We start from the raw sequence: 19,596 nt of genomic DNA on the forward strand, positions 1-19,596 counted from the left end.
GCCGAGCAGCCAACTCGTTCAGCCCCGTAGCAGGCCCCTTAGCAAATCAGGCCGCAGAAGCGTATAAATTACGCTTCTGCGGCCTGTTAAGACATACAATCCGGGCCAGTGAGCTAGTGCGTGAGCTGCGCCGGGCGGTTGATTACTTCTTCCAAAGAAATCAGGGTTTCGGTGCGCTCGATTCCATCAATGGGCTGAATCCGGTCGTGCAGCACGTCGCGCAGGTGCTGCGTATCGCGGCACACCAGCCGGGCAAATACCCCGTAGGCCCCGGTAGTAAAATGAATGCTCACCACCTCCGGAATCTCGCGCAGTTGCTGCACAACGCTGGTATACACCGAACTTTTCAGCAAGTAAATGCCGAGAAAAGCATTAACCCCGTATCCAAGCTTTTGGTAATCAATGCGAAGCGTGGCTCCCTGCACGATGCCTAGCTCTTCGAGCCGGGCCATGCGCACGTGCACGGTACCACCCGACACGTTGACCTTGCGGGCAATTTCCGTGTAAGGCATTTTCGCATCCTGAATGAGCAGGTTAAGGATACTGCGGTCAGTATCATCAAGTTCGTAATTTCTAGGCATATTTTGCAGAAAAGAATTATAGTAAACGCAAAATTAACGGCAACAAATTAAATTTATTGTAAATTCTTTCAACAGGAAGCTTGATATTTGCATTATCTAGCTTATACTGTTACATTTGTCGTAATCCAAGGCAGATGGCCGAGGCACTTAGTAGACTGAAAAGCAAAGTCGCAATCAACGCCGATTATTTGGCATTATTGCAAGTCAACTTCTTTCCGAAGAGTTGGTTCTTTTCACTACGGCCGCGGTTGGATACAGAGGAGAAGAGGGGAAAACGGGGTAGCGCATCTGGGTGGATGTCTGCCTCACATTTGTAGGAGGCGACCTCTGGGTGGGGGTCGCCTCTTCGTGCTTTAAATCGATTGCGGAAATAACTATGCGGTGTTACGACTGGATTGTCAAGCGGTTGTCTACCGTGCGGCCACCGGAGCCCGCTGGCCCTGGAACTGCTTCAGCCCGGCGTCCAGAAACGCCCGGAACTGCGCCACGTCGGGTTCGTAGGCAATGGGAGCAACCAAGGGCTTGCTGGTTGCGTCGTCGGGGTCGAGAATTACATAATAGGGTTGGGCATTGAAGCCAAAACGAGTCACCTGCAAATCGGCATTTTGCTTACCCAGCGTGGTTTTGAGCTGCTTGTCCCGGGGCGACGTGTACCACTCCTTTTCGGGTAGTTCGGTTTTGTCGTCCACGTACAAAGCTACCACCACATAGTCGTTGCGCAGGCGCGCCAGCACCTGCGGGTCGCTCCAAACCGTGGCTTCCATCTTCCGGCAGTTAACGCAAGCGTGCCCCGTGAAGTCAATAAAAATGGGCTTGTTCTGCTCGCGGGCGCAACGTTTGGCCTGCTCCAAATCGAAATAGCCGTCCAGATTATGCGGTAGTTCCAGAAACTCGCCAAAGCGGGGCGTTTCGCACAGGGCACTGGCTACTTGGCGTGAGGGCGAATTACTTGCCTGAGCAGCCGTAGCCAACGAAAAATCGTTCTTGCTCTGGGGCGGCAAATAGCCAGCCAGCAGCGGCAGCGGGGCCCCAAATAGGCCCGGCACCAAATACACGGTGAAAGCAAAGGCCATGACGGCCATCATCAGGCGCGCAACGCTGAGGTGGTCGAGGGGCGAGTCGTGCGAAAGGCGAAATTTGCCCAGCAGGTAAAACCCCAACAGCGCCGACAGCACAATCCACAGCACGATGTACACGTCGCGGTCGAGCAAATGCCAGTGGTAAGCCAGGTCGGCGGTGCTCAGGAACTTGAGCGCCAGCATGAGTTCAATAAAGCCCAGGGTCACCTTCACGGTATTGAGCCAGCCGCCGGAGCGGGGCAGGCTTTTTAGCCACGAGGGAAAGATGGCAAACAGCGTAAACGGCAAAGCAAACGCCAGCGAGAAACCTAGCATGCCCACAATGGGCGTAATCCGCTCGCCCCGGGCCGCCAGACTCAGGATACTGCCCACAATGGGCGCGGTGCACGAAAACGACACCACCACCAGCGTCAGCGCCATGAAGAAAATGCCCGCCCAGCCGCCTTTATCGGCCTGCGTGTCCACGGTATTCACGAGCTGATGCGGCAGCGTGATTTCGAACAACCCCAAAAACGAGAGGCCAAATACTACGAAAACGGCGAAGAAAATCACGTTGGGCAACCAGTGGGTGCTGATGAGGTTGGGCCCGTCTTCCCCCAAGAGGGCCGAGACCAGCACCCCCACCAACACGTAAATGCCAATGATGCTGGCGCCGTACACCAACGCTTTGAAGATGCCGCGCTGGCGGCTATCGGAACCGCTGGTGAAGAGCGAAACCGTCATCGGCACCATCGGAAAAACGCAGGGCGTCACCAACGCCGCTAAGCCAAACGTGAACGCCAGAAAAGCAAAGCTCCACAGGCCACCGGCCTTGCCCACGGGGTCTTCGGCCGCCGCGGGCGCCACAGTTGCCACGGGAGCGGCGCTGGCCGCGCTTGGCACGTCATCACCCGGCAGGGCCGGGGCGGAGGCCACGGCAGGCTGCGCGGCCGAATCGATACCGGGTGCAACCGAATTGGCCGTCGGCGGCGCGGGCACTGAAGCAGCGGGTGCCGCAGTAGTGGGAGAAGTTGTGGAAGCAGTGGAACCGGGCTTGGTCGCGGAGGAAGTGGCGGGGTTCGGCACCGCGCCAGCCACCGTTATCGGGCCGAAACTGAGCGTTTCGTTGCCGGGCACGCAACGGCCATCCACGGTGGTGCAGCTCTGGTAGTCGGCCGCGGCGGTGATGGTGAGCGAGCCCGGCTTCAACACCCGGATGCGCTGGCGCAACTGGCCGGTTTTTTCCCAGAAAGCGACCTCGCCTTTAAAAACTTCGTCCTGCTCGTGGTGCGACTTAACGGATTGCAGCTTGCCCACCAAGGCGTAAGCTGGGCTGGGTTTGAAGGCGAGCGTAAAAACTACCGGCCCGACTTCGTCGCTAAAATCCGACGCATACAGGTGCCATTTATCGTCGATGCGCGCGTTCACCACCAACTCCAGTTCCTCTCCTACTTTGGCACTGGGCTGGCTCAGCGCCGTGCTCAGGTGCGTGGGCGTGAGAATCTGGGCCGCAGCCGGAACAGCTACGCACAGCCAGATTAACAATAACTTAACCATCAAAAAAATCTTCATAATTTCAAACCAGAAGCCTATTGTCCTGTGTTGCGCTTTTGTTCTGAAATAAGGCGCTGACGGCAGAATCCGTTCCCACCGTCTGTTCAGGCAAGTTGCGGCCTTTTGCCACTGCTTCCGCGCACTTTCCTCGACAAAATTAAGGCTGCGCCTACCACAAACTGGCGGTCGAAAAGTTCAGCAGTCCAACAAGACGCGCTAATCTCCGTACTTTTGAATAACTAAGGCCCCCAGACCGACCGTGTCGCGGGAGCCATTCACATGGGTTTAAAAATATTATTTACCGTTTTACTAGTCTTGGTAAACGGATTTTTCGTGGCCGCCGAATTCGCGCTGGTCAAGGTGCGCATTTCGCAGATAGAGTTGCGCGCCAAAGAAGGAAACCGCCTGGCTAAGCTTACGCTCAGCATGTTGCAGGACCTGGAGGCTTACCTTTCGGCTTCGCAATTGGGCATTACGCTGGCCTCTCTGGGCCTGGGTTGGATAGGCGAAAGCGTGGTGGCCTCCATCATTTTGGCTGCCGTGCACGCCCTGGACCTGAATGTGACGCCTGAGTTAGCGCACCAGATTGCCCTGCCCGTTTCGTTTGCCACCATCACGGTATTGCACATCGTAATTGGTGAGCAGGCTCCTAAAATGCTGGCCATTCAGCGGCCCGAAGCTCTGAGCATTGCCATTGCCCTGCCGCTGCGGCTGTTCTACATCATCAGCTTCCCTGCCATCTGGATTCTGAACAAGCTGTCGGGTCTTACCCTGCGGTTGTTCGGGGTGGCGTCGGGGCACGGCAGTGAAGCCCATACCTCCGACGAGCTGCGCATGCTGCTGGACCAAAGCAAGGAAAGCGGCGAAATCCAGGACTCGGAGCACGAACTGATTGAGAACGTGTTCCAGTTCAACGACCGGATGGTGAAGCAGATTATGGTGCCCCGCACCAAGCTCTCGGCGTTGGACGTGAACGCCCCCGCCGACCAGATTCTCGACGTTGTTTTTAACGAGGGCTACTCGCGCATGCCGGTGTACGAAGGCAACATCGACAACATTGTGGGCGTGCTCAACGTGAAAGACCTGCTGCCCATCATCCGGCGCCAAGAGCCGGTAGAGCTGGCCCGCATCATGCGGCCGCCCTACTTCGTGCCCGAAACCAAGAAAATCAACCGCCTGCTGCGTCAGTTTCAGCGCAAGCACATCGTGATGGCCATTGTGAGCGACGAGTTTGGCGGCGTTTCGGGCATCGTCACCATCGAGGACATCATGGAGGAACTGGTGGGCGAAATCCAGGACGAGTACGATAACGAAGTGCCCGTGGTGGAGAAAGTGACCGAGGACGAGTACCGCGTGAACCCCGCCACGCCCATTTCCGATGCCAACGAATACCTCCCCTTCCCGCTGCCCGAGGGCGAAGACTATGAAACAGTGGGCGGCCTGCTGAACGTCATCTACGGCAGCATCCCGGAAGTAGGCGACGTCGCCGTGCTCGACCCTTATGAGTTCCGCGTGCTGCAACGCTCGCGCCGCGCCGTGGAGCTGGTGCAGCTGCGCATCACCACCGTGGAAGAGCGCGCCGAGCCGCGCGGTACGCTGGGCGACGAACTATAAAACCCCGCCGCATTTCAGTTTTTACTTAAACCAGCTGGCGTAGGTCTGGTAGTTGGCGGCGGTGCGCTTCAGCCCTTCGCGCTGCTCTGCGGTCACGGGTTTGATTTTGCGGGCGGGCACGCCGGCGTACAAAAATCCAGGCTCGCACACGAAATTTTCCAGCACCACGGCCCCGGCCGCAATGATGCAGCCCGTGCCCACCACGGCGTGGTCCATCACAATGGCGCCCATGCCGATGAGCACGTCATCTTCCACGGTGCAGCCGTGCACAAGGGCCCGGTGCCCGATGCTCACGCTGCTTCCGATGGTGAGCGGCGCTTTCTGGTAGGTGCAATGCAGTACCGCCCCGTCCTGGATATTGGTCTCCTCTCCGATGCGGATGCGGTGGACATCGCCGCGAATCACGGCCGTGAACCAGACGGTGCAGCCCCGGCCCAGCACCACGTCACCCACAATGGTGGCATTATCGGCAATGAAGCAATCAGCCGGAATTTCGGGATAGATGCCGTGAACGGGCAGGATGAGAGCGGGCATAATTTCAGTGAGTAGTGAGCAAAAATCCGTCATGCAGCGCGCCGCGAAACACCTCGCGTGCTACCACTAATCCAGCTGATTGAGTCACTACTCGCAAGATACTTCGCGGCGCGCTGCATGACGGGCTTTTTACACCCCAATCAGCCGCTTCCACGTTCCTTTTTCCCAGTTATACTTCAGCGTGCTGGGCAGCGCCTGCCAGAAGTATTTGCTGGTTTCTACCGCGAAGCTGGGCTGCATGTAGCAGTTGATGGTGCAGCCCTCGCACGCGGGCAAACGGCCTTCCAGCGCGGCGAGGCGCTGAGTTTCGGGCGCATTGTATAAATCAAACAGCTTGCCTTCGATGGTAAATTTCTGTTCGCCCAGGTGGTAGCAGGGCAGCACCAACTCGTTGCTGGGTGAGATGACCAGCGTGGTGCTGGCGGCTCGGCACACCGGCGCGGCCACGTGGTTGCCGCCGTCGCGCCGCAGCTGGATAAAGGCTTCGTTCAAATACACGCCCTTGCGCTTGCCGAAGGCGGAGAGGTAATCCAGCTCCTCGGTACTCAGCTGCTCGCCGGTTTCTACGTCGCCGTATTCGAAAGCAGGATTGAGAATCAGTACCAAGCCGTTGGGCTGGGCAATGTCGCGGTAAACGGCTTCCAAGTCCGCCAGGTTTTTACGGAAGACGGTAAACAGGATATCCGGCCTTTCGCCTAGCTCCTTGGCCACCCGAATGCTTTCGAGCACGAAATCGTAGCAGGCCACGCCGCGGCCCAGGTCGTGGGTATCGCGGTCGGCCGAGTCGAGCGAAAAATGCAGCATGTCCACCAAGCCGCGCAGCTTTTCTGCGTTTTTGGGGTAGAGCAGGCCGTTGGTGGTGACGGTGGTGATGAACCCCATTTCGCGGGCCAGTGCCAGAAAATCGGGCAGCTGGCGGTGTAGCAGTGGCTCGCCGCCCGTGAAGTCAATCACCGACACGCCCAGACGCTTGAGGTCGCGCAGGTTTTGCGTCACGTCTTCCAGCGTGATGTAGGGCGAAGGTTTCTCCCAGATGTCGCAAAACGCGCACTTCGCATTGCAGCGGTACGTGACGTAGTAATTGCAGAGGACGGGGTGCTTAACGAGGCGCATGAGCGGTAGCGCGGACTCTGGGAGTTCGCGCATAAAGGGCGGGCAACACGCGGACTCGCAGAGTCCGCGCTACAAAGCTAGTGCGGCAGCTTGCCCCAGGCGGCGGGGTCCCACTGCGTAGGCGTGGCGGCGAGGGCCTCGGCCGTGGCGGCGCCGTAGTGCTCCTGGTAATAATTGCAGAAGCCTTTGAGCGGGCAGCGCGGGCAGTTGGGCCGCAGGAAAAAGCAAATTTGCTGCCCGTGCCAGTAGTTGTGCTTGTGGAAGTTAAACAGTGCCTCGGCGTCGGCGGGCAGCAAGGCCAGCAGCACGGCGTGGGCCTTTTCGACTGACACTTTCGGTCCCAGAAAGCCCACCCGCTGGGCCACGCGGTGCACATGCGTATCGACGGGCAGCACGGGCTTACGATAATTAAAAAGCAACAGCAGCGACGCCGTTTTCAGGCCAATGCCGGGCATATCGGTCAGCCACGCCATGGCGCGGTCCAGTGGCCAGTCGGCCAAGAAATTCAAATCGAACGACCCGCCGGTTTCGGTCTGGATTCGCCGCAGAATTTCCTGGATGCGCGGTGCCTGGGTATCGGGCCAGCGCGTGGTGCGAATGGCGTGGGCTAAGTCCGCCGTGGGGGCGGCCAGCACGCCGGGCCAATCGCCGAAGGCTTCCAGCATGCGGTCGTAGGCCAGCTCCTCGTCGGCGTGGGTGGTGCGGTGCGAGAGAACGGTGGAAATCAGCTCCCGCATGGGCGTGCGGCGGGGCGCCTTGGGCACGGGCCCGTAGAATTCATTAAGGATTTCGTGGTCGGCCCGGGCTTTTTCGGCGGCAGATGAGGCGTAGGTAGCAAGCATAACCGTTGTACCGCCCAATCCGCGCTGGGGTTGTCACTTCAGCTCGGCCGCTTTGATGGTGCGCTCCCAAAGCTGCTGGCCGGCCTTGTTCATCACCGAAATGCGCAGCTGGCGGGTAGCCAGCGGGCCGCTCACTTTCACCACGGCAAAGTTGCGTTCCATCACCAGGGTGCCGTCCACGCGGCCGGTATTGGCTTCGTTGCGGGCGCCAGTGGCCGCGCCACTGGTGAGGGGCGAACAAGTGAAATCGTAAAGCGGGTAGGTGCCGGGGCGCTCCAGCTTGGTGAGTTCGGTGTGGTGGCGGTCGCCGTCGAGGAACACCACGCCGCTGATGTTGCGAGCGGCAATGCCTTGCAGCAAGGCAGCACGCTCCTGCTCGTAGTTGCTATAATTCTCAAATACTTTGGCCGGATTGAGCACCTGCCCGCCCACGGCGATGAGCTTGAAAGTGGCCTGGCTGGTAGTTAGAGCATCGAGCAGCCAAGTCAGCTGGGCCTGCCCTAGGTAGGCGCTTTCCTTTTGATTGTAGCGGTTGGGCGCCCGAAACCACCGGTCATCCAGTAGAAATACCTGCACGTCGTTCCATTCAAACGTGCCGCTGATGCCCTGGCCTGCCCCCTGGCCATAATTCGGGTTGGCCCAGAAATCTTTGAACGCCTCCAGCGTAGTAGACTTGGTCACGTAGCTGCGGTCCGAGTCGTTGGGTCCGAAATCGTGGTCATCCCAGATGGCGTAATTGTGCGTGCGGGCCAGCAGGGGCTGCATTTCGGGCACCGCCCGAGTGTGCGAGTAGCGGTGGTAGATGCCGGTGCGGGTGTTCCAGTCGGCGGGGCGCAGGTAGGTATTGTCGCCCATCCAAAGCATAAAGTCTGGCTTTTGGGCATTGATGCTGGTGAAGATGCCGTAATCGCCGCCGTACTCGGGGCCCGACCGGTCGTAGGGTGCTTCGTTCACATACACGCACGAGCCCATGGCAAAGCTGAAGTCAGGCGGGTCTTGCTGCCACTGCCACTGGGTCTGGCTTTGAAATTCCAACGGGTAGGGCCGGGCCACGCGCTGGCCGTTCAGGTACAGGGCGTAGGCATAGCGCCGGCCGGGCAGCACCTGGTCGGCCAGCAGATGGGCCGTGTGGGCGCGGGCGGCCTTGGTGGCCACGGGGGCCGTGCGCCACTTCACCTCCGGTTTTTCTTTGTCCCAATACTCAATCTGCGCGGTAGCGGGGGCCATGGTTTGCACCCACAGCGCCACTTCCCGCATTTCCGAGTAGCCCACCATCGGCCCCGACCGTAGCAGTGCCGACGCTGCTACCACGGGTTTGGGCCGGGCCGGGGCTGCTTTGCGGGGCTGGGCCAGCAGGGTGCCGGGCACAAGCACGGCCGCCAGCGCATACCTAATGATGAGGAGTAGTTTCATGCCCAAATCTACTCTTGGTTGCGCGGACCACGGCTCGGCGCAGCCCACAAAAAAACCGGCGGCCCAAAGCTGGACCGCCGGTTTTGCTATTGCCACGGTGACAAGCACCGCGGTTAGATTCTTACAATTGGCCGCGCTTGGCCGCTTTCTGCATTTTCTCGTTGGCGAAAATGGCTACTTCTACGCGACGGTTAGCGGCTTTGCCGGATACCGAGGTGTTATCGGCCACGGGCATCGTCGAACCGTAGCCGGTGGAAGTGATGCGGGCGTTGTCAACACCCTGGGCCGTGATTTCGTTGGCCACGGCCTGGGCCCGGCGCTCCGACAACGGCTGGTTGATGGCGTTCGAGCCCGAGCTGTCGGTGTGGCCTTCAATCACGACGTTGGTGTCAGCGTATTTTTTCAGGGTGGCGGCCAACTGGTCGATGTTGGCAGCTGCCGCGCCGGTCAGGCTCGACGAGTTGGTGGCGAACAGGATGCCCGAAGCGAAGGTGATTTTAATGCCTTCGCCCACGCGCTCCACGGTAGCGCCTTCTAGGTCGCGGCGCAGCTCAGCAGCCTGCTTGTCCATGCGGCGGCCAATCAGCGCGCCACCGGCACCGCCCACGGCTGCTCCGATGATGGCGCCTTTGGCCGTGCCCGACTTGCCGCCAATCAGACGGCCTGCTACCCCACCGGCTACCGCGCCACCCAAGCCGCCAATCAGGCCGCCTTTGAGGGTTTTGCTCATGGTGCCCTTGGGGCGGGCAGTGCCTACGGTGGAAGTTTGGGCTTGGGCGAAGGTGTTTACCAGCAGCAACAGCGCCAACAAGAAGGTGAGGGACGAACGAAAGAATTTCATAAGCGAGAAAGTGTTTGTAAAAGGTGATTGGCCAGCAGTCTTCCGCTGCAGGTGCAACGGGCCGGCAAGTACGCCATTTGCAACCACCTTGCCAAACTATTCAGGCTCGACACTACCACTCGCAAACTGAAGCGTAAACCGTTACTCGATAGCTCAAAAAAAGGCCCTGTCGCGCAGACAGGGCCTTTTTTTGAGCCAGATAATTAAAACATCCTTCCCTGGCTACTTCCGCTTCTTGCGGTATTCATTGTAGCGGGCAGGGTCTTTCTTCTTGTCTTTTTTGCGGCCCAGCAGGCCACCGCCTACGGCCCCGGCCGCGCCACCGATTACCGCGCCTTTGCCCCCGCCAACAATGGCCCCGGTCACGGCCCCCGCGCCCGCGCCTACGGTAGCGCCTTTTGCTTTATTACTCCAGCCTTTTTTGGGTGTTTGGGCCTGCGCGGCCGAGCCGGCCAGGAGCATGAAGGAGCAGAACAGCAGGAAAAATAATTTGATGGTTTTCATAACGACTCCAGATTAAGGTTGAGAAAACGACGCAGATTAAACGCGGGCATCTCGCCGGAGGTTCTATTTGAATGCGGTATTTGCCAGCCAAAGCCAGCTGGCACTGCACAAAAAAAGGCCGCCCAAATAGGCGGCCCTTTTTTTGTTGTAGGGAAGCTGCGCTGCAAAGCAGCGCGCTGGCCCGGCAACGAGTTGGTGCTTACAAACGGCCGTCTTCGGCAGCTTTCTTCATCTTTTCGTTGGCATAGATGGCAATTTCTACGCGGCGGTTGGCCTGCTTGCCTTCAGCCGTGGCGTTGTCGCCCACGGGCTGGCTCGAACCGTAGCCCTGGGTGGTGATGCGGCTCGAAGAAACGCCTTTGGCAATCGTAGAGCTGGCCACGGCCTGGGCCCGGCGCTCCGACAGGGGCTGGTTGATGGCGTCCGAACCGCTGTTGTCGGTGTGGCCTTCAATCAGCACGTTGGTGTCGGGGTATTTCTGGAGAATGGCCGCCATTTTGGTGATGTCCGATTCCGACGCAGCGCGCAGGTTAGCCGAGTTCGTGTCGAACAGAATGCCCGAATCGAAGGTGATTTTGATGCCCTCGCCCACGCGCTCTACTTTGGCGTTTTGCATGTCGCGCTGAAGGTCTTCAGCAGCTTTGTCCATTTTGCGACCGATGATGGCACCGGTGGCACCGCCCGCGGCAGCACCTACAATAGCGCCAATGGCCGTGCCACGGGCACCACCGCCGATTACGCGGCCCAGAATAGCGCCAGCGGCTGCGCCGCTGCCCGCGCCAATCAGGCCGCCTTTGGCCGTCTTGCTCATGCCGGTTTTGCGGGCGCCGGTACCGTTGTTGGTGGAGAGGTCGGGCTGCGTACTGGCTTGCTGCGACGTGGCGCAGGAGCTGAACAACAGCACGAAGGACATCAGTACGGAAAGAAGGGATTTGGAGGTGTTCATGTGAAAAAAGGAAATTGGGTGAGTATAATTTCGGGCTTATACGGGAAAAACCCGTTCCGGTAACGGAAACGGGTTTTTCAAAAAGTGTGCCGAAAGTAAAAAGGGCTCAAAAAAGGCCATTAATGCGCTTTGGAAGGAGTTCGGCGAGCTTCGCGGGGTTCCGGATTGGCCGCTGAAACGGGCTGCAACATGCCCAGCAAGTCGGCCAAGCGCTGCTTTAGCTCGCGGCGGTCCACAATGAAATCGAGAAAGCCGTGCTCTAGTACAAATTCGGCGCTCTGGAAGCCCTTGGGCAAGTCCTTGCCAATGGTTTCCTTGATAACGCGGGGTCCCGCGAAACCAATCAGGGCGCCGGGCTCGGCAATATTGAAGTCGCCCAGCATGGCAAACGAGGCCGTGACGCCGCCCGTGGTCGGGTCGGTGAGCAAGCTCACGTAGGGCACGCCGGCTTCCGACAGCAGGGCCAGCTTGGCCGAGGTTTTGGCCATCTGCATCAGCGAGTAGCCGGCTTCCATCATGCGGGCGCCGCCGGAGCGCGAAATCATCAGAAACGGCGTGCGGGTTTGGCGGGCGTAGTCAATGGCCCGGGCAATTTTCTCGCCCACCACCGACCCCATCGAGCCGCCAATGAATTTGAAATCCATGGCCGCCACCACCAGCGGCTGCCCGGCCGACAAGCCGTGGGCCGTGCGCACGGCATCTTTCAGGCCGGTGTTGCGCTCGGTAGCCACCAAGCGTTTGGGGTATTCTTTGGTGTCAACAAAGCGGAGCGGGTCGCCCGAGGTGAGCTCGGCATCAAGCTCCGTAAATCGGCCGCCGTCGAAGAGGAAGTCAAAGTAGTCGGCGGCGTCGATGCGGTCGTGGTGGCCGCAAGGCCCGCACACGTACAGCAAACGCTTGTGTTCGGCCATGGTAACCACCGACTTACACTCCTGGCACTTGTGCCAGAGGCCATCCGGCGTTTCCTTTTTCTGGTCGGTGGGGGTGACGATGCCCTTTTCTACGCGCTTAAACCAGGACATATATAAATGGGTGTTTGTAGCTGGAAGCTAGTAGTTAGAATAAAACTGTAGGGTCAAAAGTAAGGGATTATCAGGGTTGTGTAGCGAAAACTTGCCCCACAACCAGCCACCCTCGCTCGTGCCCGGTTCCGGAAGGCCCTACGCGAGGGTGATTTCGGGGTCGAGATACACGTCCTGAATGGCATTCAGCAAGGCCACGCCCTCGGCAAAAGGTCGCTGAAAAGCTTTCCGGCCCGAAATCAGACCTTGGCCGCCAGCGCGCTTGTTGATGATGGCCGTGCGCACCGCGGCTTCGAGGTCGCCGGCGCCGAGGCTTTCGCCGCCCGAGTTGATGAGGCCGATGCGGCCGGCGTAGCAGTTCAGCACCTGGTAGCGCGTCATGTCGATGGGGTGGTCGCCGCTGAGCGTGTCGTACATCGCGGGGATGGACTTGCCGAATTTCAAGGCGCTGAAGCCGCCGTTGTTTTCGGGTAGCTTTTGCTTGATGATGTCGGCCCCCATGGTCACGCCTAGGTGGTTGGCCTGGCCCGTGAGGTCGGCCGCCACGTGAAAATCTTTCTGCGCGGTTTTGAACGCGTTGTTGCGGGTGTAGCACCACAACACCGTGGCCATGCCCAGCGCGTGGGCCTCCTCGAAAGCCCGCGCCACCTCCACCATTTCGCGGTTGCTGTCTTCTGAGCCGAAGTACACGGTGGCACCCACGGCAGTCGCGCCCATGTCCCAGGCCTGCCGCACCGACCCGAACATGATTTGGTCGAATTTATTGGGGTAGCTCAGCATCTCGTTGTGGTTTATTTTCACCAGAAACGGGATTTTGTGCGCGTATTTGCGGGCCACGGTGCCAAAAGTGCCGAAGGTGGTGGCCACGGCATTGCAGCCCCCTTCAATGGCCAGCCGGAGAATATTTTCCGGGTCAAAATACATCGGATTGGGGCCAAACGAGGCCCCGGCCGTGTGCTCAATGCCTTGGTCGACGGGCAGGATGCTTAGGTAGCCAGTACCGCCCAAGCGGCCATGGTTGTAGAGGGCACCGAGGCTGCGCAGCACTTGTGGCGGACGGCTGCCCGACAAAAAGCAGCGGTCCAGAAAATCAGGGCCGGGGGCGTGGAGCTGCTCTTTGCTCACCACGCATTGGTGGGCCAGCAGGGCTTCGTTTTCAGAACTCAAGGTGAGGGTGGAGACCATTCGGAAAGAGCAGTTTGAGTGAATTTCGGCGGGTAAAATGGCGGCTGGAAGGCGAACAAATATAGGCCGAAATACGCGGGCTAAATTGGGCATAATGGGCGCTGGCTGCGCGCTAAGCGCTACCTTGGTATTCCAATGCGGCCGGGTAGTCCGGCCGCCAATGGACTTGCCTGTTTCGCCTTTCGCTCGTGAAGAATATATCCCCCGCCCTATTGGCCCTTTCGCTGCTGGCCACTCCCCTGCTCAACAGCTGCGTTACTGCCAAAAAATACGACGACCTGAGCGCCCGCCAGAAGGCCGATGCCGACGGCAAAGCCGCGGCCGAGCGCCAGTACCGCGGCGCTACCGCCGAACTGCAAAAAGCCACCGACGAGCTAGCCCAACTGCGCCTCACCCAAAAGCGCCTTGTGAACGACTCGGCCGAAACCGGTGCCGCCTACCGCAAAACCCGCGGCCTCTACAACGAGCTCAGCAACAGCTACGACAAGCTGCTCAAAAACAGCGACCGGGAACTGGCCAACAAATCGTCCGACTACAACAAAGTGGCCCAAGACCTGGCCCGCCGCGAGGCCGAGCTTGGGGTGCTGGACACCAACCTGCAAAAAAGCAAAGCCGAAAACGACCGCCTCGCCGCCGACCTCAAAGGGCGCGAAGCCCGCCTGACGGAACTCACCAAGGCGCTGGCCGAGAAGGACAAGGCCGTGAACGACCTGAAGGCCCGCGTGAGCAAAGCCCTGCTCAGCTTCAACTCCAGCGACTTGCAGGTGAAGCTGAAAGACGGCAAGGTGTACGTGTCGCTGTCCGAGCAACTACTTTTCAAATCGGGCTCGACCAAAGTGGACGCCAAGGGCCAGGAAGCCCTGAAAAAGCTCGCCACCGTGCTGCAAGAGCAGAAAGACGTGAACGTGGTAGTGGAAGGCCACACCGACTCGGTTCCCATTGCGCGCGGCACGGCCGGCCTCACCGACAACTGGGACCTGAGCGCCCTGCGCGCCACCGAAATTGCCCGCCTCCTCACCACCAGCGGCGTGCCAGCGGAACGGGTGACTGCTTCGGGCCGGGGCCAATACGTGCCCGTGGCGAGCAACGACACGCCCGCCAACAAGGCTCTGAACCGCCGCACCGAAATCATTCTCACCCCCAAACTCGACGACCTGTTTCAGATTCTGGACACCAACTCCAGCAGCGCACCAGCAGCGCCGGCAGCCAAGTAGTTGCTGCCGCGAGCTGCCGATGAGCCCCAACCTGCATGGACCAGGTTGGGGCTTGTTTTTTTCACGCAATTATTCCGCAAGGCAATTTTTCGGCTATCAATGAAACTTATATATTATTTTAAAGCACATTTACGTTAATTAACCATTATAAAAGCGCCAACTTGTAGTTCCATTCTCAATCATTTCTACCCTCGCCATGCGTCCATCTTTACTACTCAGCAGCCTGCTTATTATTTTAAGTTGGGTTGGAAGTATCACGCGGGCCAATGCCTCGCATGCTTTGGGCACAGAGCTCGTTTACGAATACATTGGGACGGCCGCAGCCCCCAACCGGTACCGCGTCTCCGTTTGGATGTTTCAAGACATCCAATCGCCAGTCCAGAGCAGAGAGTACACTTTAACCTGCGGCAAAAACGAATGCGGCAATACGCTACCGGGCAGCTTCACCACCGAACTCAGGATGACTCGTACAGTGCCGGCGCCCGTTGCCCTCTGTGCCGGGCCACCCTTTTCTTATGACTACCGGATTCATGTAATTGAAGGTGAAGTGGATTTGCCGCCGGCACGATGGACACTGAGTGTTAACGGCGATAATCGACGATTCGATGTTGCTAACCTTCCGGAGTCGCATTTACAATCCATCCACGTTACGGCCACACTCGATAACTCCACGGGTTTGGTAAATTCCTCGCCAACCTTCACTTCGCACTACCTGATTCAGGTGGTCGGCAACCAGGTGCCACGCCATAGCTTGAGCACCTTCGACAGCGAAGGCGACTCGCTAACTTACGAATTGGTGCGCCCGATGTCAATCCGTGACCCCTACCCTAACTCTAGCTGTGCGGAATTGGCAGTCGGCAGCACCGTAGCGCCGCACTTTGAGATAGACGCCACCACCGGCGAATTGACAACGCGCGCAATGCCAGTGCAACAAGGCGCTTTTATCCTCGCAGTAGCTGTGAATGAGTACCGGCGGATAAATGGAACCTGGCAGCAAATAGGGCAAATCAACCGCAACATGCTGTACCTCGCCGCTAACGGCAGCAATCAGGCGCCGGCGTTCACCCGGGTGGCGTTTAGCAACAACCCCACCGGCCAGCTGCTGGGCCAAACCATTTCCGTGACGCAGGGCCAAACGGTGTCGCTCGACCTCACCGCTACCGACCCTGACGCCGGCCAAACCGTGCAGCTGATGAGCGAGGCGGCCGGAAAAGTACCGGGCGTCACGTTCCAAGCTCAGGGCAACGGGCAAGGCCAGCTTACTTGGCAGGTACCGGTGTTGCAAGCGCCCGGCCGCTACACCCTCACGGCCACCGCCGTTGACGATACTTGCCCTGGCAAGGGCGTCACTACCCAAACCATGCGGTTTCTGGTGACGCCTTTGCGGACGGCATTGGCAACCCGCACGCGCCAGCCGCTGGCCCAGCTTCCGTTCCCAACGCCGTTTCGCGAGGAAGTTTACTTCCAACTCACGGGCGCCGGCAGCCAGGCGGTGCTTATCGTCGATGGGCTCGGCCGGACGGTGCAGCAACTCACCACCGCGCCGGATGGCCGCGTGGTATGGCAGCCCGCGCCCAACGTGCCCGCTGGCATCTACCTCGCCCGCAACCTAGCCGGCACGCAAGTGGCCAGGTTGGCCTATAGCGGACGATAAAGAGCTTCCAGGCAAATCATCATACATGCACTAATCTGTAAGGCTGTTGTTTAGAATTGATACAGTACCTGCCCACTAACCAGGTTTGGTTTATCAAGAAAAAGCCTCAACGGAGTTTACCGATGGGGCTTTTTCTTGGCCATGCCATAGAGGCAACGGCCGAACAAATGGTTCGTCTTGGAGAGTTATAAATCGGCCTTCACACCCAAAGCTAAAGTCAGCAACTGGCCCACGCCGATGCCACCGTTGCGGTTGTTGAGGTAGGTGGCGATGTATAGGTCGTTGCTGCCCAGCTCGTAATAGAGCGACAGCTTGCGGGGCAGCCCGGTGGCGGCCACCGGGGCGGCCAGGTAGGTGACCCGGCCACCCACGAGCGCGCCGTAGCGGGTGTCGGTTGAAAACCAGTAGTAATCCTTCGAGTATTGGCCCTTCAGTTCGTCGTTGAGGGTGCCGTGGGTATAGCTGAAATAGCCGCCTATGGTGAACGGCACTACCTGTACTTGTTCAGCTACGCGCAGATGGAAGGGCGAGTACATCACCTTCAGGGAGGCCAGCGTCAAGGTGGAACCTGCGTAGCGCTCGGGCACGTAGCCGATGAGAATATCGGTTTCGAGGCGGTCTTTGAGGAAGGAATAGCCCGCCCCGCCGGCTACCATGCCCAGGCCGCCGCCGGTTTGCAGCACGAGGTGTTGGGGGCGGAACCACTGGCGCGCACCGGCGGGCGTCGTTGCGATGGTATCGGGCGGGGCGGCTGCGTGGGCCGCGAATGTGGCGAACAGCAGGCCAGCGAGTAGAAGCGTTTTCATTAGAAAGTGACCTGTTTAATGCGGAATTCCCGGTCGCCCCACACGGTAACCACCATGTAGCGGCGCTCCGAAAAAGCATCGGAATTAACGTAGGTCACGCCGTCGTTGAAGGGCTGGCCGATGGTGGACTGGTGGTTGTGGCCGTTCATTTCGAACACCAAGCCCGGGGCCTCGCGCAGGGCCTGCACGTAGGGCATGCGCAAGGCCGGGTCAAAATCGTCGTTGGTGGGGGGCACGTGCGAGATAACCACCTGCCGCCGGGCGCCGTCGAGGTTGGCGAGTTGGGGCCGCAGCCAATTGAGGTTGGGAATCTGACCGTTGAAGTTGTACTCGCGGCCGTTGGTATCGAGCAAGGTAAACTTGGTGTCGCCGTACACAAACGAGTAGTCGAGCGCGCCAAAGATGTGCTGGTAGGCCTCGCGGCCGTTGCCCACCAGGTCGTGGTTGCCAATAACGGTGAGGTACGGCACGGTCAGTTTGCGCAGTTTCTCATCCACCCAGCGCATCTCGCGGGCCAGGCCAAAATCGGAAATGTCGCCGGCCACCAGCATAAACGAGATGCCGGGCTGCTGATTTACACTGGTTACCAAGTCCTCGGCTTCGTCGTAGAACTGCTGCGAGTCGCCGGTGAACACAAAACGCAGGGTGTCGGTCGCTGCTAGAGGCTTGGCTTGCAGCTTGGCGATGTTTTTCTGGGTGAGATTGGTGAATTCCTCCGGTAAGCGGTAATCGTTGGGGCTGAACTCCAACATATCACAGCCGGCCACCAACAAGGCGGCAGCCGGGGCAATACGGGTCCAGCGCCGCAGCGTAAATAATGATGACATAAATAAAAATGGCACCTGGCCAATGCTAACAAAAAAACCTTAAACTCCTAATTGAGCCATCTGGTTGGCGGCGGCAGTCCTTTTTGGCCAGTGTTAATCTAATGTTAACATCGCCACTCGTCATAAATTACTTCACCAGCTTCGCCACCGCTTTGATGATGAAGCTGATGCCGCCCGTAGGCCCCGTCTAACCTGAACCGTTGCTATGGCTAGGCCATTACCGCCAGCAAGTGCAGCGCGGCTTCCCCCAGCGTCTGGTTTCCCACAATGCGCACTTGCGGCCGAGCTTCGGCGGGGCTCAGGCCTTTGGTGAAGAGCGGCCAGGCTATTTCGGGACTGAGTGCAACCTCTGCGGCCACCGCGGCCGTGGGTTCTGGGGCCTGCAGTTGCCAGCCTGCGGCGGACTTGGCCACTTGCCAGGTTCCGCCAATCACCGTGGTGATGTGCACCTGCACCACGGTGCCAACCGGCGCCGCTACGTTGCGGTAAGCATGCGGCAGCCCGCGCAGGCAGGTCGCGGCAAAGGGTTCAAACAGCTCCCTGGTCAGCAGGCCCGGCCCGCCCACGGCCGCGTGAATTTGCTGCTGGTGGTGCCATTTCTCGGTGTAGTCGCGGGCAATGTGAAACCAGTTTTGCGACTCCGTTTCGCCGGCCCAGCCCACCGAGAAAGCAGCCGGGGCCCACGGATCGAGGGTGGTCAGGTAGGCGGTGTATTCGGCGCCGGACTGGGCCAGCAGCTCAATCAGCACCGCGGGGCTGAGGCGCCGCGCGGCACCCACCCAGTCGGCATTGAGGCGGTTCAGGTAGCTGACGATGCCGGTGTAGGACGTCGGGTCGTCCGGGGCTTCGCCAAAATATCCGTCGCGCAGCATGGAAAGCGTGCGCAGGTTGCCATCGAGCAGGTGGGCGGCCACGTCCTTCACAGTCCACTGCCGGGCCAGGGTGGGCCGCTGCCAGTCCGGCGCCGACAGCGAGCGCAGGAGCTCCGTCAGCCGCTGGTCCAGCACCGGGAACAGCGGCAGCACTTCAATGGGCACGGTTGGGCGACTGGGCGACTCCTCCATAGGGCAAGAATGCAGCTTACTTCACTTCAAAAACTACGTCGTATACGGCTTCAACTACGATTTTGCGCAAGTTAGGAGTCGCTATTTCTCCACGGTCTTCAGAGGCTTTGTATTTGCCAGCGCCCATTTTCTGGTAGCCTTCCACCAGCACTTCAGACAATGATGCCCCCGGCAGCACTTCTACCGCTGCTACTACATTGCCGAGCTGACCGCCGGCCTGTTTCGTCACAGCCAGGGCCTTCTGCCGAGCATTGGCGGCTGCGCGTCCCGCTACTTCCAGTTGGGTAGCGGCCAGCAGACTGCTTTCCAGATTTACAATTCTGAGATTATCAGCACCGGTCTGTACAAGCTGAGGAATCAGGGTGTTGAGGATTTTGGGATTGTTCAGCGTGAGGCGGTACACTTTGGTGAGGGCCACGTTGGCGTTGCCGGTTTTCGAGAAGCCACCGTAGCCACTGGCGCTGAGGTCCTCCAGCACCAGTTTTTCGGGCGCAATGCCGGCTTGCTTCAGCACCTGCTGCAGGCCCTGCTCCTGCTCTTGGGTGCGCCCGCTTTCCTTAACGTTATCCGAAAAGCGGCAGGTAAGCAACAAATCCAGCTTCTCCGGCTCAATTTCCTGTTCCGCGGTGCCCCGCACCAGAATAGTGCGGGGTGGGACCGGCGCCACCGTCTGGGCGGCCGAAAGATGGGCGAGCGGCAATATCAACAGAACAAATAAGTGGCGCATCGAGCTGGATTAAAGGCAAATCCGGTGTTCCACAACAAAAGCACCGGGCCACCTACAACGGTAGTTCGGCGCTTTTCATATATATCGGCCAGCAGGA

General features: G+C 59.3%; 18 protein-coding genes. 3 read left to right on the top strand and 15 right to left on the bottom strand.

Annotation, left to right across the window (positions count from 1 at the left end; all coding sequences use genetic code 11):
- Window positions 1–113: 113 nt before the first annotated feature.
- Window positions 114–581 carry an Lrp/AsnC ligand binding domain-containing protein gene (locus tag I2I05_RS13240; protein ID WP_196282727.1) on the bottom strand — a complete coding sequence of 156 codons (468 nt, stop codon included), beginning with the start codon at window positions 579–581 and terminating at the stop codon, window positions 114–116.
- A 410-nt stretch (window positions 582–991) separates the two neighbouring features.
- Window positions 992–3,196: a protein-disulfide reductase DsbD family protein gene (locus I2I05_RS13245; protein WP_230688319.1), complete on the bottom strand. Its 2,205-nt coding sequence runs from the start codon at window positions 3,194–3,196 to the stop codon at window positions 992–994.
- Between the two features lie 276 nt (window positions 3,197–3,472).
- Here I2I05_RS13245 and I2I05_RS13250 point away from each other — a divergent pair, with 276 nt between their 5' ends.
- Window positions 3,473–4,807 (top strand): hemolysin family protein, encoded by a 1,335-nt coding sequence (locus I2I05_RS13250; RefSeq protein ID WP_196282729.1) that lies wholly within the window; start codon window positions 3,473–3,475, stop codon window positions 4,805–4,807.
- 21 nt (window positions 4,808–4,828) lie between these two features.
- Here the strand turns inward: I2I05_RS13250 and I2I05_RS13255 are convergent, their stop codons facing one another.
- From I2I05_RS13255 to I2I05_RS13295, 9 genes are all read right to left on the bottom strand, one after another.
- Window positions 4,829–5,341, bottom strand: coding sequence for a gamma carbonic anhydrase family protein (locus tag I2I05_RS13255; RefSeq protein ID WP_196282730.1), 513 nt, complete (start codon window positions 5,339–5,341; stop codon window positions 4,829–4,831).
- 129 nt (window positions 5,342–5,470) lie between these two features.
- Window positions 5,471–6,454, bottom strand: coding sequence for a radical SAM protein (locus I2I05_RS13260; RefSeq protein WP_196282776.1), 984 nt, complete (start codon window positions 6,452–6,454; stop codon window positions 5,471–5,473).
- 77 nt (window positions 6,455–6,531) lie between these two features.
- Entirely contained in the window at window positions 6,532–7,296 is a 765-nt protein-coding gene (locus tag I2I05_RS13265; RefSeq protein ID WP_196282731.1) for an endonuclease III domain-containing protein, read from the bottom strand.
- A gap of 33 nt (window positions 7,297–7,329) precedes the next feature.
- Window positions 7,330–8,709, bottom strand: a complete 1,380-nt coding sequence (locus tag I2I05_RS13270; protein WP_196282732.1) for an alkaline phosphatase D family protein — start codon at window positions 8,707–8,709, stop codon at window positions 7,330–7,332.
- A gap of 121 nt (window positions 8,710–8,830) precedes the next feature.
- Entirely contained in the window at window positions 8,831–9,550 is a 720-nt protein-coding gene (locus I2I05_RS13275) for an OmpA family protein (protein WP_196282733.1), read from the bottom strand.
- A gap of 222 nt (window positions 9,551–9,772) precedes the next feature.
- The gene (locus I2I05_RS13280) at window positions 9,773–10,054 is read right to left on the bottom strand and encodes a YMGG-like glycine zipper-containing protein (RefSeq protein ID WP_196282734.1); all 282 of its coding nucleotides are present in this window, start codon (window positions 10,052–10,054) and stop codon (window positions 9,773–9,775) included.
- A 199-nt stretch (window positions 10,055–10,253) separates the two neighbouring features.
- Window positions 10,254–11,000 carry an OmpA family protein gene (locus tag I2I05_RS13285; RefSeq protein WP_230688320.1) on the bottom strand — a complete coding sequence of 249 codons (747 nt, stop codon included), beginning with the start codon at window positions 10,998–11,000 and terminating at the stop codon, window positions 10,254–10,256.
- Window positions 11,001–11,119: 119 nt separating this feature from the next.
- Entirely contained in the window at window positions 11,120–12,022 is a 903-nt protein-coding gene (gene accD / locus I2I05_RS13290; protein WP_196282735.1) for an acetyl-CoA carboxylase, carboxyltransferase subunit beta, read from the bottom strand.
- 138 nt (window positions 12,023–12,160) lie between these two features.
- Window positions 12,161–13,207 carry a class I fructose-bisphosphate aldolase gene (locus I2I05_RS13295; RefSeq protein ID WP_196282736.1) on the bottom strand — a complete coding sequence of 349 codons (1,047 nt, stop codon included), beginning with the start codon at window positions 13,205–13,207 and terminating at the stop codon, window positions 12,161–12,163.
- Window positions 13,208–13,395: 188 nt separating this feature from the next.
- Between I2I05_RS13295 and I2I05_RS13300 the strand changes: the two genes are divergently transcribed.
- Together I2I05_RS13300 and I2I05_RS13305 are read left to right on the top strand one after the other, a co-directional pair.
- On the top strand, window positions 13,396–14,421 hold the full coding sequence (locus I2I05_RS13300; RefSeq protein WP_317192352.1) for an OmpA family protein: 1,026 nt from the start codon (window positions 13,396–13,398) through the stop codon (window positions 14,419–14,421).
- Between the two features lie 676 nt (window positions 14,422–15,097).
- Entirely contained in the window at window positions 15,098–16,075 is a 978-nt protein-coding gene (locus tag I2I05_RS13305) for a hypothetical protein (RefSeq protein WP_196282737.1), read from the top strand.
- A 185-nt stretch (window positions 16,076–16,260) separates the two neighbouring features.
- Here the strand turns inward: I2I05_RS13305 and I2I05_RS13310 are convergent, their stop codons facing one another.
- From I2I05_RS13310 to I2I05_RS13325, 4 genes are all read right to left on the bottom strand, one after another.
- Window positions 16,261–16,881: a hypothetical protein gene (locus I2I05_RS13310; RefSeq protein WP_196282738.1), complete on the bottom strand. Its 621-nt coding sequence runs from the start codon at window positions 16,879–16,881 to the stop codon at window positions 16,261–16,263.
- The gene (locus tag I2I05_RS13315; RefSeq protein WP_196282739.1) at window positions 16,881–17,708 is read right to left on the bottom strand and encodes a metallophosphoesterase family protein; all 828 of its coding nucleotides are present in this window, start codon (window positions 17,706–17,708) and stop codon (window positions 16,881–16,883) included. Before I2I05_RS13315 ends, I2I05_RS13310 begins: the two co-directional genes overlap by 1 nt.
- A gap of 209 nt (window positions 17,709–17,917) precedes the next feature.
- Window positions 17,918–18,772, bottom strand: a complete 855-nt coding sequence (locus I2I05_RS13320) for a maleylpyruvate isomerase N-terminal domain-containing protein (protein WP_196282740.1) — start codon at window positions 18,770–18,772, stop codon at window positions 17,918–17,920.
- A gap of 16 nt (window positions 18,773–18,788) precedes the next feature.
- Window positions 18,789–19,499, bottom strand: a complete 711-nt coding sequence (locus tag I2I05_RS13325) for an SIMPL domain-containing protein (protein WP_196282741.1) — start codon at window positions 19,497–19,499, stop codon at window positions 18,789–18,791.
- Window positions 19,500–19,596 lie beyond the last annotated feature (97 nt).

Source organism: Hymenobacter jeongseonensis (assembly GCF_015694725.1).
GTDB lineage: Bacteria > Bacteroidota > Bacteroidia > Cytophagales > Hymenobacteraceae > Hymenobacter > Hymenobacter jeongseonensis.